We start from the raw sequence: 25,843 nt of genomic DNA, 5'->3' as shown, positions 1-25,843 counted from the left end.
ATCGACGGGCAGTGGCGGCACGGATACCGGTGTGCCTACGAGCTTCGAGCTGGACCGAACCACCGCGTCAATGCGTTCCGGAGTCGGTCATCTTCGGTACCGACATCACCTGCCCAGGCCACATATCCGTCCGGTCGGATGAGTAGCGCGTGCGCGGGCGCGTCCGGACAGGTCGCGATCACGGTGTCGACGCGGTCGTTCCAGTCGCCCGCGATATCGGCGAACCGGCTGTTCTCGGTCAACTGGACCAGTACAGCTCGTGCCGAGTGCAGCAGATCGGCGATACGCGTTCGGCCGTCGGAGGTTTCGAGGGTGAGGTCCGGGACCATGCGACCGGACAGTGGATGCGGATCGCCGATGTCGTAGCGGATATCGGATCCGGCGAGCAGATGTGCGATATGTCCAGCGCTTTCAGGTGCTTTGAGTAGTTCGCCCATGAAGTTGCGCAGCGCGGTGACTTCCGGACCGGGCGCCATCAGTGCGAGCTGGGACAGTGAGTGCATCATTACGCGCTCGCCGACCGGGTATCGCTCGGAGTGATAGGTGTCCAGCAGGCCCTCGGGTGCCCAACCGTTCACCTGGGCGGCGAGCTTCCAACCCAGATTGGCCGCATCCTGCAAACCGAGGTTGAGGCCGGGGCCGCCCATCGCCGAGTGCACGTGGGCGGAATCGCCGAGCAGGAACACATTTCCGGCGCGATAGCGTTCGGCCAGTCGAGTGTTCTGACCTTCGGTCCGGCGCAAGGCGTGCGGGCCGGATCCGGGCGGTGGCGCGATCGGCAGGTCGACGCCTAGCACCCGCCGCAGACTCGCGCGCAGCTCGTCGAGCGTCATCGGCGTGTCCTCTGGTACCGGATCGCCGTCGAATTCCATGGTCGCGACCAACGGGCGGCCGCGTTCGAGCTCTGCGAAGATGAACATGCCACCTTCGAGTCGGTTATGTCCGAACGGAAGTCGCCCGAGGCCGGGAATCAGGATGCCGCCGTCTCCGGTTCGCAGTTCCTCCGGCACGCTCACATGTGCCATCCGGACCAACTTCGATGCGTTTGTGCTGCCGGGGAATTCGATTCCGGTGTGTTTGCGGACGAAGCTCTTGCCGCCGTCGGCCGCGACCAAGTAGGTGGTGGTCAGATCGTACTCGCGGTCGGGGCCCGTCACTGTGACGGTCACGCTTCCGTCCTGCTGGACCAGATCGGTGAGCTCATGGCCCCAGCGGATTTCGATACCGAGTTCGCGTGCCCTTTTCTCTAACAGGCGAACCAGTTTCGGCTGGGGGATGAGCAGCGCGTACATCGGATTGTTCGCGACTTCGGCGAATGACACCGGCATCCCGCTGAACAGACAACCGGGCACGGGCTGCGGAGCGCCCGGCGCGCCGCCGAATTCGTGGTATAGGCCGCGCATATCCAGCAGCCGAATCACCTGGCCGACAAGGCCGTTCGCTTTCGGCTCGGCGCTGGGCTCGCTCAATTTCTCCAGCACGATGGGACGCACGCCGGCCAGTGCGAGTTCGCAGGCGAGCATGAGCCCGTTCGGCCCTGCACCGGAAATGACTATGTCGGAGGAGTTTTCGGGCATGACAAATACACCTCTTGTTGCCTTTGAAAAGTGAGTGTGCGGTGAGTCAGTCGCCGACGGAAGGTGTGGGAAGTCCCGCGGCTACCTCGTCGATGGCTTGTCGTAGCAGTGTGGTGAGCAATACCGGCGGATCCGCGTACACATAGGTCGCGGTAGCGGCCTGGTAGATCGCGCCGATCGCGCCGACGACGAGGCGTGGATACAGATCGCGGGCCGCGTCGGTTCCGGTGCGGGCCGCGATCGCCTCGATCCAGTCGTCGGATACCGCCTTGGACACCGCGGTTCGGGTCTCGGGTGCCTCGAGCAATTCGCGAATGACCGCCAGTTGGCGCGCGGTCGGCGGGCGGTCCCCGGCGCCGTCGACTTCGAGTGGTTCGAGAATCGCCGCGGTGATCGCGGTCCAGAGCGGCTCGGCCGCGGGCCGGTTCCGCAGTGCGATCAGACTGCGCTGGATCCGCTCGGTCTGCCGGTAGGCCAGCGCCTCGTGCTTACCGGTGAAGTAGTTGTTGAAGGTCCGGACCGACACGCCCGCGCGGGCGGCGATGTCCTCTCTGGTGATATTGGCCAGTCCGCGTTCGAATGCCAGCTCGAGCGTCGCATCGCTGAGTGCCTTGCGGGTGTCGAGCTTCTTGCGCTCGCGAAGGCCGAGGACTTGCTCATCTGGCATGACACCAGAGTACGACGAAACTTGCCCAGCGGGCAATGTTTCCCGCTGGGCAAAATTTCGTGGCTAGGCGTAGACCGGACCGGTGTACTTCTCGCCCGGCCCCTTGCCCGGCTCGTCCGGATGCGCCGAGGACTCGCGGAAGGCCAGCTGCAACGACTTCAGTCCGTCGCGATACGGACCGGCGTGCGGACCGAAGTATTCGATGGACGAGGTGACCAGCCCCGCGAGCGCGGTGATCAGGCGGCGTGCCTCGTCCAGGTCGCGGCGCGGACTGTTGTCGGGATCCTCGTCGGCGAGTCCGAGCTTCTCGGCCGCAGCGCTCATCAGCATCATCGCGGCGCGGCTGATGATCTCGACCGCGGGGATATCGGCCAACTCGCGGACATCGGTCGGATCGGATACTGCCTCGTCACTCATAGGCACGAGGATGGCATCGTGGTGGTCGGGCGCGGTCGCCGGGGCGGGGCGATTCGGCGATAGCGAGTGGGAATGTTAGACTTTCCGCTGACGACCGCCCCGGGCTTGCTCGGGGCTGATAAGTGGAGCCCGACTCCCACCGTTGCCGACGAGCGATCGTACTGGTTAAACGGTCCGGTCCCCCGCCCTTCCGGGGCGGGTTTCTTGTGCGGACGGTCCTAGCGGGGATCATCACGGACAAGGACGACACGAGCACGCTCGTGGTCGAAGGCCGGTCGACTCGGGCCCCGTTGCGGAATACCGCACCGGGGCCTTTGTGTTGAAAAGGGGTTGCCGTTATTGCGTGCGGTCGTCTGACGACACCGCTTGACCTAGGAGGCCCCATCAGCACTGAGACCCGCATCAACGATCGCATCCGCGTTCCCGAGGTCCGACTCATCGGACCGGGTGGTGAACAGGTTGGGATCGTGCGTGTTGAAGATGCACTACGCGTCGCCCTCGAGGCGGATCTCGACTTGGTCGAGGTCGCGCCGGATGCCCGTCCACCGGTCTGCAAGATCATGGACTACGGCAAGTTCAAGTACGAGACGGCGCAGAAGGCGCGCGAGTCTCGCAAGAACCAGGTGCAGACCGTGATCAAGGAGCAGAAGCTCCGTCCCAAGATCGACGACCACGACTACGAGACCAAGAAGCGCAACGTTGTTCGCTTCCTCGAGGCCGGCTCGAAGGTCAAGGTGACGATCATGTTCCGCGGTCGTGAGCAGTCGCGCCCCGAATTGGGCTTCCGACTGCTGCAGCGTCTGGCCTCCGACGTCGCCGAATTGGGTTTCGTCGAGACCTCCGCCAAGCAGGACGGTCGCAATATGACCATGGTCCTCGCGCCGCATAAGGGTGCGAAGACGCGGGTGAAGGCGCAGGAGGATTCGCGGGCACCGCGTCCCGCGGCCACCGAAGCGCCTGCCGCTCCCGCACCTGCCGCGGGCGCACCGGCCGCCGAACAGGCCGCGCCGGCCGACCCGCAGTAATACCGATCAGAAAACCGGTGGTCCGACGCGGACCACCGGTACGAGACAGATAGAGGAATCCATGCCGAAGATGAAGAGCCACAGCGGCGCCTCGAAGCGATTCAAGGTTTCGGGCCGTGGCAAGCTGCTGCGTCAGCAGGCGAACCGTCGCCACCTGCTCGAGCACAAGTCCACTCGCCGGACTCGTCGTCTGGACGGCACGGAGGCCGTCGCGTCTGTTGACGTCCCTCGCGTCAAGCGCCTCCTGGGTCTCTGAGACCTAGCTACTCCGTAGCGACTGCTCGCCAGTCGCTCGCAAAGGCCAGCACCCGCGCGACCGGGGATTCCGGACGCCGACCACCGACCAATTCTTGGGCGTGACGCATGCGCCCCCTAGATCGACAAAGGACTGACCCATGGCACGCGTCAAAAGGGCCGTCAACGCGCAGAAGAAGCGCCGTTCCGTTCTCGAGGCCTCCAAGGGCTACCGCGGCCAGCGCTCGCGGCTGTACCGCAAGGCCAAGGAGCAGCAGCTGCACTCGCTCACCTACGCCTACCGGGACCGCCGGGCGCGCAAGGGTGACTTCCGCAAGCTCTGGATCGCCCGCATCAACGCCGCGGCACGCCTGAACGACATCACCTACAACCGCTTCATCCAGGGCCTCAAGGCCGCGGGTGTCGAGGTGGACCGCAAGATCCTCGCCGAGCTGGCAGTCTCCGATGCCGAGGCGTTCGCCGGTCTGGTCGCCGTCGCCAAGGCCGCCCTCCCGCAGGACGTCAACGCCCCCGCCGCCTGATCCGGGCTGCGTGACGACACAGCATTCGGAACGACCCGTGGATGCGCTCTCCGAGCACAATCCGCGGGTCGTTTCCGCTGTCAAGCTCCAGCGCGCCGCGCATCGCCGCAAGACCGGGCAGTTCCTGGCCGAGGGCGCGAATTCCGTTGCGGCGGCGCTGGAAACCGATCGGGTGCGCGAGCTTTTCTATTCGATGCACGCCGCGGTGCGGGAGCATCAGCTGATCGCCGGGGCCGCCGCCGCGGGCGTGCGCACCACGCTGGTCAGCGACCGCGCCGCCGAACACCTCGGTGAAACCGTCACCGCACCTGGGCTTGTCGCGGTGTGCGACCAGATCGACGTGCCGCTGGCGGACGTACTGGCCGAGCGACCGACACTGCTCGCCGTACCGGTGGAGATCGCCGAACCCGGCAATGCGGGCACCCTGATCCGCGTTGCCGACGCGGTTGGCGCGAATGGCGTTGTGCTGGCAGGGGATACCGTCGATCCGCACAATGGCAAATGCGTTCGCGCCAGCGCGGGCAGCCTGTTCCACGTGCCGATCGCGCGGCATCGCGATATCGGCGAGGTGCTCGATGCCATTGCGGCAGCGGGCATTACGGTGTTGGCCACCGCCGCCAAGGGGGAGGTCGACCTGGACGAGGCCGACGAATTGCTTGCTGGTCCGGTGGCCTGGCTGTTCGGCAACGAGGCACACGGTCTAGATCCCGCCGTCGCCGCACGCGCGGATCATCGCGTGCGAATTCCCATTCACGGCCGCGCCGAGAGCCTGAATCTCGCCGCAGCCGCCGCGATCTGCCTCTACGCCAGCGCCCGGATTCAGCACGCGAAATAGACTGGGCGCGAACTTTCAGCGCAACCCCCGAGCTGGTGTGAGCCCGTACTGACGCGGCTTCGTCGCAGGCTGCGGTGCCGATTGGTTCAGGAGCCTGGCGTGATCGGAGGAGATCGATGAGCAGCACGCCCATTCAGCCACGACCGCTGACCGATCTCGAATCCGATGTCGTCACCAAACTGCTGTCCGTCGGCGGCGCCGGCGCTGACGAGTTTCGCACGCAGATCCCGTACTCGCAGGTCGTCGCGACCTGGGGCGTCGGGTCACCCAGCGTAGATCTGGCTGTGCGGCCGGGGGCCGCGCATGCTGCGGGCTGTGCCGATGGGATCTTCGCCGATGGCGCGGTCACCGACCGCAACGGATCACCGGTCGGCGAAGTCATCCTGTGGGTCGAGAACGGATGGCTCAGTGGCATCGAGTACGCCTGGCATACCGACGAGCGTCCTCGCGCTCTGCCGGAACCGGCGCAGATCAAGGTTCTTCGAACCAGTTGACGCCACCGGCCGATCTTTCCCAGACACGTACCAAGGAACACGGGGGATGGTTGGTGGTGGCGCGGGATTCTTGACGGGCTTTCGCTCAACCGACCACCATGAATCTTCCGTAAACCGTGGGTGCTAGGCGACTTCTATCGCCGCATCCAGTCACCCCGATGGCCGTCCCCGCCGAAACCCGCCCAGGCGCCCGCCACAACAACTACCGCATCAAAGCCCGACGAAACCGTCAGCACCAGCAATCGTGGAAGCTGCGGATCGGGTTGGGGGAGGCCGACTTCGGGTGCGGTGGCCGCGCGAGCTGGAGGCGTAGCCCTTGCAGACCGACACAACGGGCGTGTGCTCCGTGCGATGGCGGCGCTCAGCCTGCGATGATCGCCTCGCGCTTATCGAATCCGCGCACCAAAAACTTCAGCATCAGGCGGATGGCCACTCCGGCCTCCTGCTTCATTCGCGCCAGCTCCGGTTCGGTCGCGTGTTGGAGCACGCGGGGCACCTCGAACTTCAGGTTGCCGCCCTGCTTTGCCGCCTTCTCGATGCGGGCCCAGTCTTCGAGGCTGACGTACTCGTCGATAATCGGGAACACCACCTTTTCCTCGTCGGCGATGTGCTCGGAGAGCAGTGCGTGTGCGGTTTTCAGCGTGTCGGCGAGTTCGGTTGCTGCCGCTTGTTTATCGCTGGCTGCGGCGAACGCGAACGCGCGTGCACGTAGTGTCGCCAGCAACTCGTCGACGTGGATGTGATCGTCTTCGAGTTCGCGCACGTCGACGGCGGGACCCGCGGACGCGATGAGGACCGGCCAGAGCACATCGTCCTCGATGGTGTGGTGATGGTGGATGGAGTCGCAGAGCAGGTTCAGGTATTCCGCGATGGCCGCGGCGCGTCGGGGCGGGCAGGGGGATCCGGCCGCGATCTGGGCGGTGATCTGCGCGAACCGCCGGGTATCGGAGATCATCCCGCGGTGCGCGATTCTCATCCCGGTGATGTCGGGGGTCACGCGGGTGGCGACGGCGGTGTCGGAATTGCTGGTCATGTCGGCTCCTCGAAAGTTGCGGCCCGCGAGCGTGGTGGCGGGCAGTTCGCGCTTTGTTGGAGTAACGATGCATCGCGTCGCTTGCACCGAACTTATCGGTGACTTAAGGCGGTTTCGCTTCCTGCGCGATGCCGACAATGAGTCCGTTCGGCTGCGGGACGCACCGCGCGACCTCGGTGCACGGCTCGATGCCATTGCGGCGGGCGGATATTACCGTGCTCGCCACTGCTAGGCACGGCTGCGGGACGCACCGCAGGCGGCCTCGGTGCACGGCTCGATGCCATTGCGGCAGTGGGCATTACTGTGCTCGCCACCACTGGGCACGACTGCGGCCCACACCGCACGCGATATCGGCGCACCGCTCGATCCCATTGCGGCAGCGGGCATTACGATGCTCGCCACCGCTGGTCAGGTGAGCTGTCGCATATCCAGTAATGCTCTCGCATAGGTTCTAGCTTCTGTGAAGTAGGCACTGGATATGCGACAACTGGGCTCGACGGGTTCGAATGGCCGGGCTAGGGACCGGCGGTGTGCCGCCTGGGGTTACTGGGAGGTCAACCGCTTGGCAGGCGTGGAAGCCGCCGATGCTAGGGGACGGGTGGGGTGCCGCCGGGGTTACTGGGAGGTCAACCGCTTGGCAGGCGTGGAAGCCGCCGATGCTAGGGGACGGGTGGGGTGCCGCCGGGGGTTACTGGGAGGCCAGCCGCTTGGCAGGCGTGGAAGCCGCCGATGCTTGGGGACGGGTGGGGTGCCGCCGGGGGTTACTGGGAGGCCAGCCGCTTGCCAGGCGTGGAAGCCGCCGATGCTAGGGGACGGGTGGTGTGGCGCCGGGGGCTACTGGGAAGCCAGCCGCACGCCAAGCCCGGAAGCCGCCGATGAGGTCGGTGGCTTGGTGCAGGCCGAGTTCGAGGACGTCGGCGGCGGCGAGGCTGGAGGCGTAGCCCTCATTGCAGACCAACACCACCGGAGTGTCCGCGGTGAGACCGGGCAGTCGGTGCGCACCGGTCGGGTCGAGGCGCCATTCCAGCACGATTCGTTCCACCACGACCGAGCCAGGGATTTCGCCCTCGGCGAGGCGGTTAGCGTGTGGGCGGATATCGACCACCAGTGCGCCCTCGGCCAGCAATGCCGCCGCTTGCTCCGGGTCGACGCGATTCAGCTTGGCTCGCGCTCGGTCGAGCATGTCCTCGGTGCTGATGGCGCTACCTTCTTTCATGGCCGGGACCTCCGGGGAACGCTCGCGTCTGATGACTGCGCCTCGCTAGGCGTGGCTCCGTCGTGACCACCTTGGCGACTGTGTTGAATGTTCGCTCGCTCATACGCCCACGAAATCCGTGAGAGTACGGTACTCGCGGACTGGTCGCAGCGGTGGTGAATACGCGTGCACCGAGGCGGCCGGGCGGGTGCTGTGATTGCGCAGCCGATGCGCGCGTTCAGGTCCGAAGGCGACGGTTTCGCCCGCCCGCCATTGCGTTGTGCGGACCGGGCCACCGGGGTGGCAGTATTCCTCGCCGAGCTCACCGATAGATACCGTGAACGAGCCGGACGCACCGCCGTGATCATGCGGTTCGGTGCCCTGTCCCGGTGCCCACGACAGCAGCCACACTTCGACGCCCATGGTCAGCGCCAGCCGGGTCCACCAACGTTGCTGCGTATCGAACCGCACGATGTCCAGCAGCGGTGTCGCGAGGGCATCGGTGACCGACCTGGTCAACTCCCGCAATTCCGCGGGTGACCACAGGGTCCGCTCCGGACACACCGCCTCGCGCATCAGCGGTATATCGACCGCGGGATGAATATCGTTGGTGTGCTTGAGATTCACCGGCAGTGATGTGGTCAAGCGAGCTACTCCTGACATGGTCGTGGTGGACGATCAACTGCGCTGCCAACAACCGCGACGAAGCGGTCTCGCGCATTTTCCGGCACCACGACGCCGTTGCCATCGGTCTCGATCACCATGAGCAAAACCCGCCCGCGCACCGTCATCGCTGAGGCGTACCCGCTGGAGGCAGCGCGCCAGTGCCGCGGCAAGTGTTGGCGGAGATGCATCCAATGACCGCACCGCCCGGGCTTTCCCAGCGACTACCAGCACCTTTCCGTGCTGGTTGCGGCAAGTGTGGGCGGAGATGCATCCGGGAACCGCCACCGCTCGGGCTTTGCCGCCGAGTAGCAGCCCCTTCCCGTGCTGGCCCAGCTCATCCAGGCGTGCGCGCAGGGCGGGACGGGTCCAACCGCATGGGCAGACGCGCTAATCTCCCTCGGCGCGGAGGTTTTCGAGTAGTTCGAAGGCCCAGCGGGCCTCGACCGCGCCGGGACCGGCCACACCCATGGCGGTCATTACGGTCAGCAGCATGCCGGTGCTGAGGAAGCGGCGCATTTCCATGACGGATGCGCCGGTGAGTTCTTCGACCACTCGGCAGATGCCGCCGAAGCGGGCGCGGACTTCCGGACCGATGGCTGGATCGGACGCGGCGGCGAACGAGTGCAACAGGACCAGGAGTAGTTCGCGTTCGTTGAGGAATGTCTGGTAGCCGGTGCCGAGGGCGCGGATCTTCTCCTCCGGGGTCGACTCCGGCGTGATGTGCTCGGCCGCGGCCGCGCGGAAGACCTCCTCGATGCGATCGCACACCTGATGCGTCGCGGCCAGGAATAGCTGCTGTTTGCTGCCGAAGAGGCGGATCACATACGGCTGCGAAACCCCGGCCAGCCGCGCGATCTCATCGGTTTTCGTTGCGGCATAACCCGATTCGGCGAAGGCGGTGACAGCGGCGCGCAATACTTCCGCGCTGCGTTCGGTCGCGGTCATCCGGGTTCGGGTTGAACTCGCCATCGTGCTCCACTTCGTCGTCGCTTGTTGACATGTTATCAGCCGATGCATACTCTTCGTGCAGTAAGTTATCAGTCGATTACAACAAAGGCTGGACATGTCCGAGACACTCGTAACCGCCGATCCGCAGGTGTCCGTCGAACCGCGCGCGGGCAGGCGGTCGCTGGCCGCCGTGCTGGCAGCCGTCGGCATCCCGATGTTCATGGTCACGCTGGACAACCTGGTGGTGACCAATGCGCTGCCGGTGATCCGCACCGAACTCGGCGCCTCCCTCGCCGATCTGCAATGGTTCGTCAACGCCTACACGCTGGCGTTCGCATCGTTGCTGCTCACCGCCACGTCGATCGGTGACAGGCTCGGCCGCCGCCGAATCTTCCTGGTCGGTATCGCGATCTTCACGGCGGCATCGGCGGCCTGCGCGCTGGCCACCGAGCCCTGGATGTTGATCGCCGCCAGGTCGATTCAGGGTTTCGGTGCGGCCGCGGTAATGCCGCTTTCGCTGACCCTGCTGTCATCGGCGGTCCCGGAGAAGATGCGCAGTGCCGCCATCGGCATCTGGGGTGGCATCTCCGGACTCGGCGTCGCGCTCGGCCCGCTGATCGGCGGGGCGGTGGTCGAGGGGCTGAGCTGGCAGTGGATCTTCTGGGTGAATGTGCCGATCGGCGTGCTGGTGCTGCCCTTCGCGGCATGGGCGCTGACCGAATCGCACGGGCGGGCCAAGCGGCTGGATCCGCTCGGGCTGGTGTTGTCCGCGGGCGGTGTGCTCGCGGTGGTGTGGGGCGTGATCCACGGCGCCGGTGACGGCTGGACCTCGACCGGCGTGCTGACCGCGCTGATCGGCGGGGCAGCATTGCTCGGACTGCTGATCGCCTGGGAGTTGCGGACACCGGATCCGATGCTGCCGCTGCGGTTGTTCCGCTCCCGGGCATTCCGGGTGAGCAATACGACCGTCTTCACCTTCTCGGTCGGCGTCTTCGGCTCGATCTTCCTGCTTGCGCAGTACTTCCAGGTGGTGCAGGGGTTGGGGCCGCTGCAATCCGGCATTCGGACCATGCCGTGGACGATGGCACCGATGGTGGTCGCGCCGCTGGCCGGATTGATCGTGGATCGGGTCGGTGCGCGGAATCTGCTCACGGCCGGACAGACAATGCTGGCGGCGGCGCTGGCCTGGATGGCGGCGGTGACCGCGGTCGACGCGAGCTACCTCGCATTCGTCGGGCCGTTCCTGCTGGGTGGTGTCGGGATGGGACTGACCTTCGCACCCGGTGCGACCGTGGTGATGGCCAGTGCCACACCCGAGGATCGGGCGATGGCATCCGGCACCAACAGCACGATTCGGGAAGTGGGTGTCGCGATGGGTGTCGCGGTGCTGGCGTCGGTCTTCGCCTCATACGGTTCCTACGTCGACCCGCAGAGCTTTGTCGACGGGCTGGTTCCGGCGGTGTGGGTCGGTGCGGCCATCGTCGCGGTGGGCGCGCTGGTGTCGCGGCTATTGCCGAGCCGGATTACTGCTGCGGACTGACGAAGCCGCAGGTCGGCGACCGGCGGCGCACTCCACGCACCAGAACAGCGTGTGGTGGGGGACCTCCGCGCCGGTGGATGGCCGGACCTTCCCGGACAGCGCCTCGATGATCGAGTCATCGGTGCGGATGTCGTAGTGCGCTCGTCCAAAGGCCAACGGCCGGAGGGCGAGCGCACTTGGTTCGGCCGGGGCTGGGTGCGCAGTTCGTTCAGCCCGGGCTGTATGCGTACTGCGTTCGGCTGGGCTGGGCTGTACGTACTGCGTTCGGCCGCGACATGTCGCGTGCTGTCGTCCACCCCGCCCATCGAGCGCTCGGGCAAGGCCGGTTCTCGGGCGTTACGGGCACTGCGATTTCGACGACGCGCCGCAGCCCGGTCTGGCCTGGGGGAACGGCGCGACCGCGCGCTGGCATACCGTTGGCAAGCGACACAGCGGTAATCCGGATGAATCGGCCCTCACGCATCGAATACGATTCGACCAGCAGCAATGTGGGTAGGCAATTACGCGGACCCGCGAACCGATCCCCAGGGGAGAGACGAACGATCGTGGCCGACGACAACGATGGAGTCGAGAACGCAGCGCTGAGCGAGGAGGCATTGGCCGCCGCCGCGGCGGAGGCCGAGAAGGCGTTTGCGGCGGCCGCCGATCTCGATGCGCTCGCGGTGGCGAAGACCGAGCATCTCGGCGGTAAGGCGCCGCTGGCCTTGGCGCAGCGCGCGCTCGGCAGCCTGCCTAAAGCGGAGAAGGCGGATGCGGGCAAGCGCGTGAACGTCGCGCGGGCGCGGGTGTCGGAGGCCTTCGAATCGCGCCGCACGGTGCTGCTCGCCGAGCGCGACGCGGCCGTACTGGTCGCCGAGACGATCGATGTGACGTTGCCCGCGCGCCGGGACGCCCTCGGGGCTCGACATCCGATCACGGTTATCTCCGAGCAGGTCGCCGATGTCTTCGTCGCGATGGGGTGGGAGGTCGCCGAGGGGCCCGAGGTCGAGACCGAGCACTTCAACTTCGACGCGCTGAATTTCCTGCCCGACCATCCGGCGCGCACGATGCAGGACACCTTCCATATCGCGCCCGAGGGCTCGCGGCAGGTGCTGCGCACGCACACTTCGCCGGTCCAGGTGCGTTCGCTGCTCGAGCGCGAACTGCCGATCTATGTGGTGTGCCCCGGTCGGACCTTCCGCACCGATGAGCTCGACGCCACCCACACGCCGGTCTTCTCCCAGGTGGAGGGCCTGGCGGTGGACAAGGGCCTGACCATGGCGCATCTGCGCGGCACCCTGGACGCGTTCGCGCGCGCCCTGTTCGGGCCGGACACCCGCACGCGCATGCGCCCCAACTACTTTCCGTTCACCGAGCCGTCGGCCGAGGTCGACGTGTGGTTCCCGGATAAGAAGGGCGGCGCTGGCTGGGTCGAATGGGGCGGCTGCGGCATGGTGAACCCGAAGGTGCTGATCGCCAGCGGGATCGATCCCGAGGTGTACAGCGGGTTCGCGTTCGGGATGGGGCTGGAGCGGACCCTGCAGTTCCGCAACGGCATCCCGGACATGCGCGACATCGTGGAGGGCGACGTGCGTTTCACGCTGCCCTTCGGTATCCGGTCCTGAGCTGGTCGATTCCAACGAACCTTCGATCGAGAGAGCGAAACGTCAAGTGCGAGTAGCGCAGTCCTGGCTGACCGAAATCCTGCGACGGACCACCCCCGACTGGTCGGTGACGCCGGAGGAGCTCGATGCCGGATTCGTCCGCGTCGGGCTGGAGGTCGAAGAGGTCGACAAGCTCGAGCCGGTGCACGGTGATATCGATAAGCCGCTGGTGGTCGGCCGCGTCGCCGAGATCACCGAGCTGACCGAGTTCAAGAAGCCGATCCGGTTCTGCAAGGTGGATGTCGGCAACCCGGAGTTGCAGGAGATCGTCTGCGGCGCAACGAACTTCGCCGTCGGCGATCTGGTGGTCGTGGTGCTGCCGGGCGGGGTGCTGCCCGGCGGATTCCAGATCTCCTCGCGCAAGACCTACGGGCATGTGTCCAACGGCATGATCTGCTCGGTCGCCGAACTCGGTATCGGCAAGGATCATTCGGGCATCCTGGTGCTCGAGCCGGGTACCGCCGAACCGGGCACCGACGCCAATGAGCTGCTCGGACTCGACGATACGGTGATCGAGCTGAACATCACGCCGGATCGCGGGTACTGCTTCTCGACCCGCGGGCTGGCGCGCGAGCTGGCTTGCGGATTCGATCTCGAATACGCGGATCCGGCGGTGCGGACCCTGCCCGATGACGAGCAGGACGCGTGGCCGGTCCGGCTCGAACCGGAGTCCCAGTGCACCCGTTTCGCGGTGCGCCGGGTCACCGGTATCGACCCGAATGCGGTGAGCCCCTGGTGGTTACAGCGTCGGCTGCTGCTCTCGGGTGTGCGCCCGATTTCGCCCGCGGTCGATGTCACCAACTATGTGATGCTCGAGCTCGGCCAGCCGCTGCACGCCTTCGATGCGGCCAAGCTCAATGGTGGTCTCGTCGTGCGCACCGCCGAAAAGGGCGAGAAGCTGCGCACGCTGGACGAGGTCGAGCGGGAGCTCGATGCCGAGGATGTGGTGATCGCCGACGATTCCGGCGCGGTCTCCCTCGCGGGCGTAATGGGCGGTGCGACAACGGAAGTCGGCCCGGAGTCGACCGATATCGTGCTCGAGGCCGCAACCTGGAATCCGCTGCTGGTCTACCGGACCGCGCGCAGGCACAAGCTGGTCTCCGAGGCCGGTAAGCGTTACGAGCGGGTCGTGGATCCGGAGATCAATGTCGCCGCGCTCGATCGTGCCGCCACGCTGCTGGCCGAGATCGCCGGTGGCACTGTGGAATCCGCGCTCACCGATGTGCGGGTTCCGGTGCCCGCCGCGCCGCCGATCCGGATCGATATCGATCTCGCCGATCGGGTGGCTGGCGTGGTGTATCCGACCGGAACGTCGGCGCGTCGGCTCGCCCAGATCGGCTGCACGGTCGAGGTGGGCGTCGATGAGGCCACCGGGCACGGACAGCTCGTCGTCACGCCGCCGAGCTGGCGGCCCGATCTGGCCCAGCCCGCCGACCTCGTCGAAGAGGTGCTGCGGCTGGAGGGGCTGGAGCAGATTCCGTCGGTCATTCCGACCGCACCGGCCGGGCGCGGGCTGACCGCCGCGCAGCGTCGCCGTCGGGCGGTGAGCCGGGCGCTGGCCTTCGCCGGATGCGTCGAGGTGCCGCCGCCGCTGTTCCTCGCTGCCGGGATTTTCGACGTCTGGGGCTTGGACGCCGACGATCCGCGCCGCAACACCACGCGGGTGCTGAACCCGCTCGATGTGGAGCGCGCGGAATTGGCGACCACGCTGCTGCCGGGGCTGCTGGAAGTGGCCGCGCGCAATATCTCTCGTGGCGCGCGCGATCTCGCGATCTTCGGGATCACGCAGGTGGTGCTGCCCGGTCCGAATGTGCGCGCGGTGGCGGCGCTGCCGGTGGATCGACGTCCGACCGATGCGCAGATCGAGGAACTGCTCGATTCGCTGCCCGCGCAGCCGGTGCACATCGGCGCGGTACTGACGGGTCGGCGGGAGCCGCGCGGACCGTGGGGTGCCGGGCGAACGGCCGAGGCCGCCGATGCCTTCGCACTCGCCGACGCCGTCGCCGATGCGGCGGGGGTGAGCATCGAGCGCCGTCCCGCGGTTTACCTGCCGTGGCATCCGGGGCGGTGCGCCGAGTTGGTGGTCGATGGTCAGGTCATCGGGCATGCGGGTGAATTGCATCCGGCTGTCTTGGAGCGGGCGGGTCTGCCGCCGCGCACCTGCGCCGTCGAACTCGATCTCGATGCGCTGCCGCTGCGTGAATCTCGGCCCGTCCCAGTGGTTTCCCCGTTCCCGGCGGTGCTGCAGGACGTCTCGGTGAGCGTCGCGAAGTCCGTGCCCGCGGCCTCGGTCGAATCGGCGCTGCGCGACGGCGGCGGAACGTTGCTCGAGGATATCGCCCTGTTCGACGTGTACGAGGGTGCGCAGGCGGGCGAGGGCCGCAAGTCACTCACCTACGCCCTGCGTTTCCGCGCCACCGACCGAACCCTGACCGAGGACGAGGCGAGTGCCGCGCGCGACTCGGCGGTCGCGGCCGCCGCCGACGCGGTCGGTGCGGTACTGCGCGGCTGATGAACTGGAATCGGCCCCGGGTGCTACTGCGTCCGGGGCCGATTTACGTTGCGCCTCGGCGGGGCGCGCGATCCGTGCGGGAAGGTAGTCGAGACCCGAAAACAGCTGGTGCGGTGATGATCAGGATGGTTCCGGCGGCCAGCGCGATGCCCGACCACAACGGCAGGGATGTCGCCGGGGTGTGGCTCAGCAGGGCGGCTCCGAGTGCGGAGCCGCCGGTGATGCCGAGTTGGTAGGACACGACGTAGGCACCGGACGGGATGTCCGGAGCGTCCGTAGCCGTGCGTAGGACGGCGTGTTGCAGGATTACCGGCAACGCCGCTGCGGCGGTGCCCCACAGCATTACGAGGACGAAGACGATCCAGCCGAGGTGCGCGATGCCGAGCGCCGTCACCGCGCATGTCAGCGTCATGGCCACGGCGAGAGCGGTGCGACGTGGATGGGCGTCGAGCACGCGTCCGACGAGAGTCACACCGAACAAGCCCGCAATGCCGTACCCGGCCAGAACGACCACCAGCAGCGATCCACTCAACCCAGCCGGCGCGATCAGCAGTGTCAGGTAGGTGTAGCTCACGTAGTGGCCGACGACGAGTGCGATCGTGACAAGGCAGACTGTGAGAACCGGTCCGGGACTGACGGTTCCGCAGGTGCGCACGCTGCGCGGCGGTGGGGGTGTTTCGGGTAACGCGGCTCGCAGCAGGACTGCGGTGGCGCCCGCGGCGCCGGCGAGCACGATCGAGGCTGCGCGCCAACCCAGTTCGTGCGCCAGGCCGGTGGCGATCGGCGCTCCGGCGATCATGCCCAACGAAGAGCCCGCGAAGACCGCCGCCGTCGCCCGCCCGCGCTCTGCGTCCGGTGCGTACCGTGCCGCTACCACGGGGACCTGCGACCACACCAGGCCGTGTGCGACCGCCGCCACGCCGCGTGCCAGTGCCGCCACCGTGAAGTTCGGAGCGAGACCGAATGCGACCTGCGAGAGGGCCAGCAGCACAAGGGATATGGTGAGGGCGCGCCGCCGGTCCAGCTGCCGGGAGGCCCACACCGCGGGTAGTGTCGCAGCCCCGGCCGCGATCGCGTACGCGGTGAGCAGGAGGCCGGCCGTGGCGGGGGCGACGTGCAAACCGATGGCGAGATCGTCCAATGCGCCGATCGGGAAAAGCTCGGCGGTCAGGTACACGAACAGCGCGAGGCCCAGCACCGCCAATCGTCCGTACAGTGCACCGGTCGTGGTCGTTTGCGTCATCGCGGCAGGCGGTCCAGGAAGGCGGATACCTCCGCAACCCAGGGCTCGGCCTCCGCGGGCGTGAAAATATGGCCGGCCGAGGGGTATTCGATCAGCTCGGCACCGGCGATGCCGGAAGCCAACTGGCGAGCGGTATCCGGTAGTACGACCCGGTCCTCGCCACTCACGATGACGAGGGTGGGAACGTCGACGGCGGCGAGCAGCGGTCGAATATCGGTGCGGCTCACCAGCTCTACATGATCGGCGCCGCCGACGGGGTAGCCGGCGCGGATCTGCCGGACCGCCGCCGCGTGCTCGTCCTCGGACAGACTTGTGAGCGTTCCGGGTGAGTTGGCGTAGAAGAGCAACTCGGCCAGGATGTCGAAATCGCCGTGCTCGGCCAGATGCCGCCACACCCGGCCCAGTGCACGTGCCTGCGCGTCCGGATACGTCAGCCCAACGGTGAGTACCAGCGCGCTGACGTGCGCGGGATGCCGGGTGGCGGCGGTCACGGCTACCGCGGAACCCAGCGAAAGCCCGACGATCGGAAATCGTTCGGCGCCGGCCGCCAAGGCGGTCGCGACCACCGTGTCGGCGAGTTCATCGATCGACAGCGGCGCGGTCGCCTTCGGTGTTTTGCCGGCGCCGGGATAGTACGGTCCGACGAATCGCCGATCCGCAATGGTGTCGATGAGTGGCGAGAAGTTCTCGCGGACACCACCGCCGGCGCCATGGGCGAGGGCGACCACCGGGCCGGTACCGCTGTCGACGACGTCTACCTGGTCCAACAACTGCTGACGCTGCGCATCGGAAATCATGCGGCGAACCTAAGCGTTGACGTTGGCGTGAAGGTCAAGACGGATTCCGAACACTGAGGGAGCGGCATGCGGATCGGTGAACTCGCCCGCCGCTCGGGCACGACGACGCGCGCATTGCGCTATTACGAGGAGCAGGGCCTGCTCGAGTCCGAACGGACCGGCAACGGCTACCGCGACTACGGCGAGGCGTGTCTGGTGCGAGTCCGCCAGATCCGGGCACTGCTCGACGCCGGATTCAACTCGCAAACTGTTGCGCAACTGCTGCCGTGTGCCAGCGGCGCGCGTCCACAGCTCGAACTGTGCCCCAACGTCGTCGCGGCCATGCGAACAACCCTGCAGCGCATCGAATCCGACCTGGAGACCCTCAACAGTCACCGTGCGACGGTGACCTCGTTTCTCGAGGGTGAATCATCCTCGGGTTCTGCCTGAGGAGATCCGTGCCGCAGATCCGTCCAGGCGCACGGGTTGCCCGAAGCCCGTGCAATTTGAACAGGACGGCCTCCATTGCCACTTTTCGCGCAGTACCGCGTCGGCCGAAAAATGCAGCGGGATGCCGGGTTCCATCTCGTGTGCGCCGACGCCCTCGACGATATCCCGCGGAATGTCGCTCGAGGATGGGCGCCGCCGCCGATCGTGGCGTCCGATAGACATACGAAATAGCCAGTGCGGCAAAGGAATTCGGACGATCGCCAGTGCGAAGTTGGTCTCGTTCGGGAGCGGGCCGGTATTGATGGCGTCGGGATACCGTTTGATATGGTATGGACCGCTGGACGGGTCGAGAGGGTGGGGATGGCTTACCGAGTGGAGTTGATGCTGCTCGCGGTGGCGGGGCGAATCGCCGGGCGGGTCGTCACGAATACCGCGCACTGCGATGCCGAATCGTTGGGTGGTTGACCCATGAGATTCGGGATGTTCGACTGGAGCGCAGGCGATCTCGGCTCCGCAATGCTGGAAAGTCTCACCGACTGGATCGCGGGGGAGGAACGTAAACCGGGCGTCGATCCCGCCGCTGTGCAGACCGAATTCAATCAGCAGCGCGACGGTGTGCGCGGCACCGCCAATGGAATCGGCTTTCAGGGCGACTACCGACCGCGTTCGGTGAAGAGCCGTGACGACTTCGATTCGCCGACTACCGCACAGCTGCGCGAGAAGGTCGACAAGATCGATCTCACCGCCGTCGACAATCTCGCGACCGCATGGAATGAAATCGGCAAACGCGCCGAAACCTCGTTGAATACCTTCAACGACGCGATCAAGCGCGCGACCGACGAAAGCATCTGGAAGGGCGCGTCGCGCAATGCCGTTGCCAAGGCGGTCAGCGACTACAGCACCCAGGCCGTGCAACTCGCCAACGCCGCCAAGCTGACCGGCAGTAAGGTCGCCGAATTGAAGACCGGTCTGGAACCGACGAAAGCCCTTGTGCCGCATGCTCCCGACCTCCGGTCGAATGTCGAGAACGCCCGGCATTGGATCGCGGGACGCGGGTGGCGCGATAACGACGAGGCCGAGAGCACCGCGCATGCCGAGGCGGTCCGAGTACTGAAGACTGTGTACGCGCCGGTGATCGAGGAGACCGACACCAACGTGCCGGTCATCCCGAAACCGGATAATCCCACCGCGAAGCCGAGCGAAACTCCCAACACCGGACCGGGACCTGGCGGCGGCCAGCCCGGTTCCACTCCCGGCGGCAACCAGCCGACGGAGAAGAAGGAGCCCACGGGCACCGAGCAGAGTCCATCCACCGATCCGTCGAGTACCGAGTCGACGGATAGCTCGACGACGCCCTCCACGAGCACCGAGCCGACCACGACCAAACCGGATACCACCGCCACCAACCCGTCGTCGACGACAAGGCCGACCACCACGGGTTCGCCGACCACCACCGGCAGCCCCAGCGGCACCCCCGGTTCGACCACTCAGTCCCCGGGCCGAACCGTCACGGGCACACCGAGCGGCACCGCCACGCCCGCCGCGGCGGCCACGACGACCACCGCCAGCACAGGCCGCAACGGCATGTCCGGCATGGGCTCGCCCGGCAATCGCGGCGGCAAGGACGAGAACGAGTCGAGCAAGGGCATCCCCGACTACCTGATCAACCAGCAGAACGGCGAAGAGCTCATCGGGCTCACCGATGCACCCAAGACGGTCCCGCCGGTCATCGGCGAGTGAACAGCGTCAGACAGGACGACCGCATGACAACCGCGCGGCGGTGGCGTTTCACCGCGCTCGAATTCCGAGTGCTCTGGGAATCGACCGGACGGGATGTGCTCCCGTATCCGCTGCGACATCGTTCCACCGAGGTCTACCAAGAGGATTCGGATCGGCTGCGTCGGGCTGCCGCCGAGGTAGTAGTGCCGCAACTGAACGAGGATCTGGTGCGCGCCGTCGAGGTACTGCTGGCGCCGGAGGCGCGGGTGGAGGTGGCGGGCTTCCGTGGTCCGCGCAACGAGCACAAGATCCGCGCGCACGGTGGCGTGCATTTCCAGCACGGCGCACTGGCGATCCAGCAGCCGGGACCCGATCACGAACACGGCGGGGATGTGGACCTGCTGTTCCTATCGGCCGATGATCTGGTCCCCGCCGTGGTCGATGTGTTGCCGGAATCCCGTCCTGGACAAGGTAAACCGATGCAGGTACCGGTCGAGGAGTTGGAGAAGCCGCCGCCTGTGGTGCGTGACGCGTGGCGGCCGACGGTGCGCGAGGAGTTCGACAAATTCTTCCGTCGGCCGACGACCGCCACCGTGCACGTCGGGGTGTATCCACTCGGCAGTGTCGACAATCGGCATACCAAGGGTCGCAAGGACTTCCAGATCACCGATTTCGAAAATGACGGCCGCTATGTCAGTTTCGGCAGTCGAACCGTGATCGTGAAGCCGACCGATCGCCAGCGCATTACCGCGACGCTGCGCGAAATGGTCGGCCGCACAGTCGAAGAGGTCCGCAACGGCGATCATTTCGCACGCTGATGGCTCAGCCTTCGACCTCGCCCAGAATCCCGAGCACCACATCCGAGGTGTAGAACGGCTCCAGCCGCTCGCGAATCAGCTTGCCCAGCACACCATTGCGCTTCGCACCTTCGATGACGGCGGGACCGTACCGCAGGATCTCCTTGGCGATATCGTCGCCGGACAGCCCGAGTTCCGGCAGCATGGCGGCCAGCGTGTAATCGCCGTACTTGGTGAAGAATACGTCCACGCACTCGTCCACGAGCAGCCCGAAGTACTCCTTCTCCCTGGTAGTGATAGCGATCTCGTAGCAGAGCAGCACCAGTTCGTTGAGATCCTTCTGGGTCAGATACTCCCGCAGTCCGCTCACCGGCTCATCGGCATGGATATCCCAGAACTCCATCGCGGCATCGTGCACGGGTGCGTCGCGCAACATCTCCCGAATCGCATTGTTGGTGCGCTTGAGCGCGAACACCGCGCCCTTGCCCGCCATATCGCCGATGAAGGTGCTCTCGGTGGCCTTCTTGGCGGATTTGGCCGCCGACTGTCCCATGGAGATCAGCGATGAGACACCGGGAATCTTGCCCGCGATCTGCTTATTCGCCTCCATGAAATCCGAGATGAGCTTATCCACGAACTTGGATGCGACGGTGGCAACCAGCGGGCTCTCGGTAAGCCGCTCCAGGATGCGCTCCTGCGCCTGGTGCATGCCGAAGATCTTCTCCAGTAGCGCCTCGACCGGTTCGCGGTCGACCACCTGGCCCAGGGTGTAGTCGTTGTTCTCGGCGATATTGTCGTAGATCGAGTCGGCGAATACGCCGACCATATCGGCGATGACCGGACTGCCGCCGATCAGATCGATGACGGTGCGGACGGTTTCCTTGGCATCGTCGATGCCGACGACATCACGGAAGACGAGGGTGTCGGCCACCCCGAGCACCGATTCCACGTCCCGGGCGACGACCTCGGTGAAGCGTTCGCCGCTCACCTCGGCCAGCAGGAATTCCACTTGGGCATCGAGTAGCCGTTCGGCGATCGCACGCGGCTCGCTCATCGAATATCACCATCACATTCGTAGTCCGTCGCGCTCGGTCAGCTTACGGATCGTTCGATTCGACGTCGTTGCCGTGCAACGATTTCCGTATCTGTGCCAGACGCTCGCGCGCCGCTTTCTCGCGCGCGTCCCATTGTTCGTCGGCGCTGCGGCCCGCAGGAGTCTGCCGGTCGAGTTCGCCCATCCCCTGCGCGGTGCCGAAGCGCTGCTCGACCTTATCGCGAACTGACTCAAAAGTAGGTACGCCGCCGGACGAATATCCGCCCACTTCCGAGCCGGACGGGATACCTGTCGGCGGTACCGGTACCGCTGGTACCGGGGAATAGCCTCCGACCTGCCCGGATGTACCGGTGCCCGCGTCTCGGTCATGCGATTGCGGCGTCACAGTGGTGGGACTCACAGCCGCCTCGGAGCTCGCATGACCGAGTCCAGTGGCCTCCGCAACCGCGGTGTGCACCCATGAGAGCCGAGGTCGCCCCGCGGTGGCAGCGCCGAGCACCGCCAAGAGTTCGTCATCGGACAGTGCCGCGAGCCGCGCGGTGATCTCACCCAAATCGCTCATATCGCCAGGCTACGCACGAGCGCGATCAGGGGGTGAGCAGATCACTCGCCCAGGAGCGGATCAAACCCTGCCAGTCGACTCCGGTCGACATGATCAGATCGTTGTGATGCCCGCCGGGAAAGACCACCAATCGCTTCGGCTCGGGCGCGGCCGCGTACAGCCGCTCGGCATGCCGCACCGGCAGGAGTTCGTCCTGGTCGCCGTGCATGATCAGGACCGGTGCGCGCAGCTTGCGGATGCGACGCAGGCTCGGATAGGCGTCCGGGACGAATGGGCTGGGCAGGAAGGGATAGACCGAGCGGGCCGCGTCACGCAGGCCGGTGAAGGTGGACATCAGCATCAGTCCCGTGGGCGGATGCTCGGTCGCCAGTTCGAGCAGTACGCCGCCGCCGAGCGATTTACCCAGATAGAGGAGGCGATCCGGATCGACGCCCGGCTGTTCCAGTAGCACCCGTCGGGCCGCGTGGGCGTCGAGATAGGTACCGTACTCGGTGGGTCGCCCGGTGCTGCGGCCGTAGCCGCGATAGTCGAAAGTCAGTACGTCCAAACCGATTTGGGTCAGCAGCGCGTAGATCGGCACCCGGTCGCCGATATTGCCCGCATTGCCGTGCGCGAACAGTACGTGCCCGATCGAGCGTGCGGCGGGCAGCCACCAACCCTGCAGCGTCTCGCCGTCGGGCGTGCGGATGGACAACTCGGTGTAGTCCAGGTCGAGGATCGACGGCGTCTGCACGATCTGCCGATCGGGCATGAAGGTCAGCGCATTGAGGATCGGACTGGCCGGATGTCGCATGCCATCGTTCTTACCCGGAACCCGCCACCGCTGCGCGCCGACTCCCCGAACGCACTACACCTCGACGACGTCGACGCCCTTCCAGAACGCGACCCGATCGCGCACCTGCTCGGCCTCCGGCTTCGGATCCGGGTAGTACCACGCGGCATCCGGATTCTTCGCGCCCTCGACCTCGACCGTGTAATACGACGCGAGCCCCTTCCACCCGCACACGGTATGCGTATCGCTGTCCCGGAAGTACTCCGACTTCAACGCCCCCGCCGGGAAGTAATGATTACCCTCGACCACCACGGTGTCGTCACTCTCGGCCAACACCGTGCCATTCCATACGGCTCGCACACTCATCGAATCTCCCACCGTCGCACTGAATTCCGCCGCGGACAAACCACAGGTAGCGTATGTAACCCAGCCCACATCCGCCCTATTCCCGGCGGCCGATATCGCCAATCGTGCTCGCGACGCCGCACACGATCTCCGCGCACCGGTTGCCCGGCGATCACCGCGTGGCCGTGATGAACGGGTGCGTTACGGCCGATAGCCGATCAGGACGCGGGAGGCCACACGCCGCGCATGGTCTCTTTTGCGCTCATACGCCGAGGCCCGCTTTGAGGGCTGGCCAGGATTTGGGCAGTGCGGCCTTCCAGTACGGCCACGAGTGCACGCCGACGGCGGCGTAATCGATGGAGAGGTCGGCGCCGAACAGTTTCATGGCGGGTGCGGTGGCGAGGGTGCAGTCATGCGAGATCTGTTCGATCTCGTTCGCCCGGATCGGGTCGTTCGGCCACGACCAGCGATCGTCGAATGGGGCATCGTCGGGGCCTGGCACGCCGGTGCCGACGTACAGGTGGACCGGCTTGCCGCGCAACGCGTCGAGGTGCTTGCTCGGATCGTGCGCCGCCCACTCCGGGTTGCCCGCGCTGCCCCACATGTTGTCCGGGTTTCCGCCCCTGGATTCGACCACCGGGCGCACCGAGAACTGCCCCAGACCGTCGGTGGAATAGCAACCGCTGAAGGCTGCCAGGGCGCGGAACATATCGGGGTGCCGCACGGCCAGAATGGCCGCCGCGCCCGCTCCCATCGAAAGTCCGCCTACGGCGTAGACCCCGTTGCCTTTCAGCTCGCGGTCGATCAACGGCGGCAGCTCCGAGGTGAGAAAGGTTTCCCACTTCTGGTGCCCGAGTTTCGGGTCGTCCTTCAACCAGTCGGTGTAGTAGGTTCCGCCACCACCGACCGGCATCACCACATTGACCGGCTTGTCGGCGAAGAATTCCTTGGCGCCGCCACGCAGCGTCCAAGTGCTGGCCGACTGCGATTCCGACGCCCCGTTTCCATCGAGCAACAGCAGGGTCGGCCGGGATGCCGATTGGTTTGCCGGTACCAGCACATCGAGGTGGATGGTCCGATTCATCGCGGGGGAGCGCACGTACATCTGCCATTGCTGCGCGGAGGTGTGCTCGATCCGCTCGACGGTGGCGGCCGCATTCGCCTGCGGCGCCGCGACGATCAGTGGGGCGACCGCGACCGCCACGGTCGCGGCGGCCGCCGCCATTCGCCGGAACCCCCGGCTTCCTCGCAACACCGACATACGCAAACCCATGTACACCCTCATCGACGGTTGGCCTCTGTGGGAGGCCGTGCAATTTTCGCGTCGACAATGCCATGAAGCGTCATGTAATCGGGGGCAGCGGATTCCCACAGTTGGTGAGTCGACTGCGGGCATCGACTGGTGACCATTCGAGCAACGGGAGGTTGCGTTCTCGAGAGTTTGTCGAGGGGAGCGAAATGGTGGTTGTGGGCGCCGTGCCGAGCGACCAGTTGACTACCCTCGATGGGTGGGGCGGCTTGGGTTGGCGGGTGCTAGGGCCGGGTGAACTCGCCGTTCTGGATGTCTGCGGTGAAGGCGTCCCACTCGGTGGGGGTGAAGACGAGCGCTGGGCCGGTTGGGTTTTCGAGTCTCGTACTCCGACCATGCCACCGTCGAGGTATGCGACCTCGACGCAGTCCGAACCGCTCGTGCTGCGGCTGCTCGAGAAGCATCTGAAACTGCCGCGGTTATGAGATGCGATGCAGAGTGCTGGGCGAAAGCGATTACGGCCCAGGGGTATTCAGATAGCTACAGTTTGATTGATGGCACCAGAAGGACCGGGCGTGTGGCATTAGCCGCCCGTTGATTGTGTGTTGGTATTGAAGTGGATGGAGTTGGTGACGTCTTGGCCGGTGATGCGTTTGATGGATAGAGCCATGATCTGGCCCATATCTTTGACGACCTCGATGTGCTCACGGATGATGGCATCGATGGAGTTGTTCTCGCCGCTGGCCTGGCCTTTGAACATCTTGGCCAGTTCGTCGGCCATGTGGAAATCGCCGAAGCCGGAGACGTTTTGGGCGTTTACCGACAAATTAAGCATGTCGTTAAGGTCTTCCAGACGTTGATCGCACGCGGCCATACACTGCTTAGCCGCCTCTTCGCTGTCCAGATAGAGCTCTCCGGACCTTGCCTGGGCGGCGAAGCGCGCCCACTGTGCTAGTTCGGTTTCGCTCATGATGTACCCCCTCGATTTACTGCGGTAAGACCGGAATGATCGCGTCACCGATCCGGTAGAGCACCTTGCACGGGTCCTCGGGATTGTCCAAGGACGCCTTGTTCAAGACCCGAAGCTGGAGGACGCCCTGAGTTGCTGGAAAGAGAACATCACAGCCCAAGTCCTTGGAAGCGCCAGCGACCTTGAACTGCCTGCCCTTTCGGCCAGCGACAGTGACATCCTGAAAGTCGACGTTGCCTTCCTTGTGCTCGAACTCCGCGACGGTGCGCGCGGTCGAGAAGACGGTCACGTAGTATTTCGTCCCTTTCCAATTGCAGATTTCCCAACCTGACTGGTGAACGCCCGCAATACCGCTTTCCTTCGTCGCCGGATCCACGCCAGCGGCGCTCAGCGCACTATCCGGGATGCCAGTGCACGGATCGAACAACTTCACCGACGCCGCACTCGTCGCACTGCTCGCGCTCGGATTACCGCTCTTCGAACTCCCGCACGCGACCAACCCCGGCAGAACAGCCCCCGCGAGCAGTAGAAACTTCCATCCGTGTGCCATCCCCGCCCTCTCTACCTGCGACTTCTGA

General features: G+C 65.9%; 28 protein-coding genes. 11 read left to right on the top strand and 17 right to left on the bottom strand.

Annotated elements, in window-relative coordinates:
- Nucleotides 1-35 precede the first annotated feature (35 nt).
- From ACQP1T_RS27410 to ACQP1T_RS27400, 3 genes are all read right to left on the bottom strand, one after another.
- A complete protein-coding gene (locus tag ACQP1T_RS27410; RefSeq protein WP_433755934.1) occupies nucleotides 36-1,577 on the bottom strand; it encodes an FAD-dependent monooxygenase in 1,542 nt (513 codons plus the stop codon).
- Between the two features lie 46 nt (nucleotides 1,578-1,623).
- Nucleotides 1,624-2,244 carry a TetR/AcrR family transcriptional regulator gene (locus ACQP1T_RS27405; protein WP_433755933.1) on the bottom strand — a complete coding sequence of 207 codons (621 nt, stop codon included), beginning with the start codon at nucleotides 2,242-2,244 and terminating at the stop codon, nucleotides 1,624-1,626.
- A gap of 63 nt (nucleotides 2,245-2,307) precedes the next feature.
- Nucleotides 2,308-2,661 (bottom strand): DUF1844 domain-containing protein, encoded by a 354-nt coding sequence (locus tag ACQP1T_RS27400; RefSeq protein ID WP_062986815.1) that lies wholly within the window; start codon nucleotides 2,659-2,661, stop codon nucleotides 2,308-2,310.
- A 338-nt stretch (nucleotides 2,662-2,999) separates the two neighbouring features.
- Between ACQP1T_RS27400 and infC the strand changes: the two genes are divergently transcribed.
- From infC to ACQP1T_RS27375, 5 genes are all read left to right on the top strand, one after another.
- Nucleotides 3,000-3,686, top strand: a complete 687-nt coding sequence (gene infC / locus ACQP1T_RS27395) for a translation initiation factor IF-3 (protein WP_433762387.1) — start codon at nucleotides 3,000-3,002, stop codon at nucleotides 3,684-3,686.
- Between the two features lie 61 nt (nucleotides 3,687-3,747).
- Complete coding sequence (gene rpmI, locus ACQP1T_RS27390; protein WP_040689021.1) at nucleotides 3,748-3,942, top strand: 50S ribosomal protein L35; 195 nt, start codon at nucleotides 3,748-3,750, stop codon at nucleotides 3,940-3,942.
- A 139-nt stretch (nucleotides 3,943-4,081) separates the two neighbouring features.
- Nucleotides 4,082-4,462 carry a 50S ribosomal protein L20 gene (rplT, locus tag ACQP1T_RS27385; RefSeq protein WP_040689024.1) on the top strand — a complete coding sequence of 127 codons (381 nt, stop codon included), beginning with the start codon at nucleotides 4,082-4,084 and terminating at the stop codon, nucleotides 4,460-4,462.
- 37 nt (nucleotides 4,463-4,499) lie between these two features.
- Nucleotides 4,500-5,297, top strand: coding sequence for a TrmH family RNA methyltransferase (locus ACQP1T_RS27380; RefSeq protein ID WP_433755932.1), 798 nt, complete (start codon nucleotides 4,500-4,502; stop codon nucleotides 5,295-5,297).
- Nucleotides 5,298-5,413: 116 nt separating this feature from the next.
- The gene (locus tag ACQP1T_RS27375) at nucleotides 5,414-5,791 is read left to right on the top strand and encodes a hypothetical protein (protein ID WP_433755931.1); all 378 of its coding nucleotides are present in this window, start codon (nucleotides 5,414-5,416) and stop codon (nucleotides 5,789-5,791) included.
- A 361-nt stretch (nucleotides 5,792-6,152) separates the two neighbouring features.
- Here the strand turns inward: ACQP1T_RS27375 and ACQP1T_RS27370 are convergent, their stop codons facing one another.
- From ACQP1T_RS27370 to ACQP1T_RS27355, 4 genes are all read right to left on the bottom strand, one after another.
- Nucleotides 6,153-6,824: a hemerythrin domain-containing protein gene (locus ACQP1T_RS27370; protein ID WP_433755930.1), complete on the bottom strand. Its 672-nt coding sequence runs from the start codon at nucleotides 6,822-6,824 to the stop codon at nucleotides 6,153-6,155.
- A gap of 805 nt (nucleotides 6,825-7,629) precedes the next feature.
- Nucleotides 7,630-8,040, bottom strand: coding sequence for a rhodanese-like domain-containing protein (locus ACQP1T_RS27365; RefSeq protein WP_433755929.1), 411 nt, complete (start codon nucleotides 8,038-8,040; stop codon nucleotides 7,630-7,632).
- Between the two features lie 99 nt (nucleotides 8,041-8,139).
- Nucleotides 8,140-8,664 carry a cysteine dioxygenase gene (locus ACQP1T_RS27360; RefSeq protein ID WP_433755928.1) on the bottom strand — a complete coding sequence of 175 codons (525 nt, stop codon included), beginning with the start codon at nucleotides 8,662-8,664 and terminating at the stop codon, nucleotides 8,140-8,142.
- A 408-nt stretch (nucleotides 8,665-9,072) separates the two neighbouring features.
- Nucleotides 9,073-9,654: a TetR/AcrR family transcriptional regulator gene (locus ACQP1T_RS27355; protein WP_433755927.1), complete on the bottom strand. Its 582-nt coding sequence runs from the start codon at nucleotides 9,652-9,654 to the stop codon at nucleotides 9,073-9,075.
- Between the two features lie 94 nt (nucleotides 9,655-9,748).
- On the opposite strand from ACQP1T_RS27355, the gene ACQP1T_RS27350 reads away from it, so the two are divergent.
- From ACQP1T_RS27350 to pheT, 3 genes are all read left to right on the top strand, one after another.
- Nucleotides 9,749-11,173 carry an MFS transporter gene (locus ACQP1T_RS27350; RefSeq protein ID WP_433755926.1) on the top strand — a complete coding sequence of 475 codons (1,425 nt, stop codon included), beginning with the start codon at nucleotides 9,749-9,751 and terminating at the stop codon, nucleotides 11,171-11,173.
- 545 nt (nucleotides 11,174-11,718) lie between these two features.
- Nucleotides 11,719-12,777: a phenylalanine--tRNA ligase subunit alpha gene (gene pheS / locus ACQP1T_RS27345; protein WP_433755925.1), complete on the top strand. Its 1,059-nt coding sequence runs from the start codon at nucleotides 11,719-11,721 to the stop codon at nucleotides 12,775-12,777.
- A 46-nt stretch (nucleotides 12,778-12,823) separates the two neighbouring features.
- The gene (gene pheT / locus ACQP1T_RS27340; protein ID WP_433755924.1) at nucleotides 12,824-15,328 is read left to right on the top strand and encodes a phenylalanine--tRNA ligase subunit beta; all 2,505 of its coding nucleotides are present in this window, start codon (nucleotides 12,824-12,826) and stop codon (nucleotides 15,326-15,328) included.
- Nucleotides 15,329-15,371: 43 nt separating this feature from the next.
- Here pheT and ACQP1T_RS27335 read toward each other — a convergent pair whose 3' ends face one another.
- Both ACQP1T_RS27335 and ACQP1T_RS27330 read right to left on the bottom strand, forming a co-directional pair.
- Complete coding sequence (locus ACQP1T_RS27335; protein ID WP_433755923.1) at nucleotides 15,372-16,571, bottom strand: MFS transporter; 1,200 nt, start codon at nucleotides 16,569-16,571, stop codon at nucleotides 15,372-15,374.
- Nucleotides 16,568-17,368, bottom strand: coding sequence for an alpha/beta fold hydrolase (locus ACQP1T_RS27330; RefSeq protein ID WP_433755922.1), 801 nt, complete (start codon nucleotides 17,366-17,368; stop codon nucleotides 16,568-16,570). The genes ACQP1T_RS27335 and ACQP1T_RS27330 overlap by 4 nt, the downstream gene beginning before the upstream one ends.
- A 66-nt stretch (nucleotides 17,369-17,434) precedes the next feature.
- On the opposite strand from ACQP1T_RS27330, the gene ACQP1T_RS27325 reads away from it, so the two are divergent.
- The 3 genes from ACQP1T_RS27325 (at nucleotide 17,435) to ACQP1T_RS27315 (ending at nucleotide 20,334) form a co-directional block, all read left to right on the top strand.
- Nucleotides 17,435-17,797, top strand: coding sequence for a MerR family transcriptional regulator (locus tag ACQP1T_RS27325; RefSeq protein ID WP_433755921.1), 363 nt, complete (start codon nucleotides 17,435-17,437; stop codon nucleotides 17,795-17,797).
- A 468-nt stretch (nucleotides 17,798-18,265) separates the two neighbouring features.
- Nucleotides 18,266-19,537 (top strand): hypothetical protein, encoded by a 1,272-nt coding sequence (locus tag ACQP1T_RS27320; RefSeq protein ID WP_433755920.1) that lies wholly within the window; start codon nucleotides 18,266-18,268, stop codon nucleotides 19,535-19,537.
- A 23-nt stretch (nucleotides 19,538-19,560) separates the two neighbouring features.
- Nucleotides 19,561-20,334 carry an ESX secretion-associated protein EspG gene (locus ACQP1T_RS27315; RefSeq protein WP_433755919.1) on the top strand — a complete coding sequence of 258 codons (774 nt, stop codon included), beginning with the start codon at nucleotides 19,561-19,563 and terminating at the stop codon, nucleotides 20,332-20,334.
- Nucleotides 20,335-20,338: 4 nt separating this feature from the next.
- Here the strand turns inward: ACQP1T_RS27315 and ACQP1T_RS27310 are convergent, their stop codons facing one another.
- The 8 genes from ACQP1T_RS27310 to ACQP1T_RS27275 all read right to left on the bottom strand — a co-directional run bounded on the left by ACQP1T_RS27310 (nucleotide 20,339) and on the right by ACQP1T_RS27275 (nucleotide 25,815).
- On the bottom strand, nucleotides 20,339-21,367 hold the full coding sequence (locus tag ACQP1T_RS27310) for a hypothetical protein (RefSeq protein ID WP_433755918.1): 1,029 nt from the start codon (nucleotides 21,365-21,367) through the stop codon (nucleotides 20,339-20,341).
- A gap of 43 nt (nucleotides 21,368-21,410) precedes the next feature.
- On the bottom strand, nucleotides 21,411-21,929 hold the full coding sequence (locus ACQP1T_RS27305) for a PspA/IM30 family protein (RefSeq protein WP_433755917.1): 519 nt from the start codon (nucleotides 21,927-21,929) through the stop codon (nucleotides 21,411-21,413).
- A 25-nt stretch (nucleotides 21,930-21,954) separates the two neighbouring features.
- The gene (locus ACQP1T_RS27300; protein ID WP_433755916.1) at nucleotides 21,955-22,722 is read right to left on the bottom strand and encodes an alpha/beta hydrolase; all 768 of its coding nucleotides are present in this window, start codon (nucleotides 22,720-22,722) and stop codon (nucleotides 21,955-21,957) included.
- A 54-nt stretch (nucleotides 22,723-22,776) separates the two neighbouring features.
- The gene (locus ACQP1T_RS27295) at nucleotides 22,777-23,067 is read right to left on the bottom strand and encodes a DUF427 domain-containing protein (RefSeq protein ID WP_433755915.1); all 291 of its coding nucleotides are present in this window, start codon (nucleotides 23,065-23,067) and stop codon (nucleotides 22,777-22,779) included.
- A gap of 241 nt (nucleotides 23,068-23,308) precedes the next feature.
- The gene (locus tag ACQP1T_RS27290) at nucleotides 23,309-24,271 is read right to left on the bottom strand and encodes an alpha/beta hydrolase (RefSeq protein ID WP_433755914.1); all 963 of its coding nucleotides are present in this window, start codon (nucleotides 24,269-24,271) and stop codon (nucleotides 23,309-23,311) included.
- Between the two features lie 118 nt (nucleotides 24,272-24,389).
- Nucleotides 24,390-24,788: a DUF397 domain-containing protein gene (locus ACQP1T_RS27285; RefSeq protein ID WP_433762385.1), complete on the bottom strand. Its 399-nt coding sequence runs from the start codon at nucleotides 24,786-24,788 to the stop codon at nucleotides 24,390-24,392.
- A gap of 90 nt (nucleotides 24,789-24,878) precedes the next feature.
- Complete coding sequence (locus ACQP1T_RS27280; protein ID WP_433755913.1) at nucleotides 24,879-25,265, bottom strand: hypothetical protein; 387 nt, start codon at nucleotides 25,263-25,265, stop codon at nucleotides 24,879-24,881.
- A gap of 16 nt (nucleotides 25,266-25,281) precedes the next feature.
- Entirely contained in the window at nucleotides 25,282-25,815 is a 534-nt protein-coding gene (locus tag ACQP1T_RS27275) for a DUF3558 domain-containing protein (protein WP_433755912.1), read from the bottom strand.
- Between the last annotated feature and the right edge of the window lie 28 nt (nucleotides 25,816-25,843).

The organism is Nocardia sp. CA-135398, assembly GCF_050955845.1.
GTDB lineage: Bacteria > Actinomycetota > Actinomycetes > Mycobacteriales > Mycobacteriaceae > Nocardia.
Note: the sequence above shows the minus strand (reverse complement) of the source record. Positions and strands in the feature narration are given on the sequence as shown.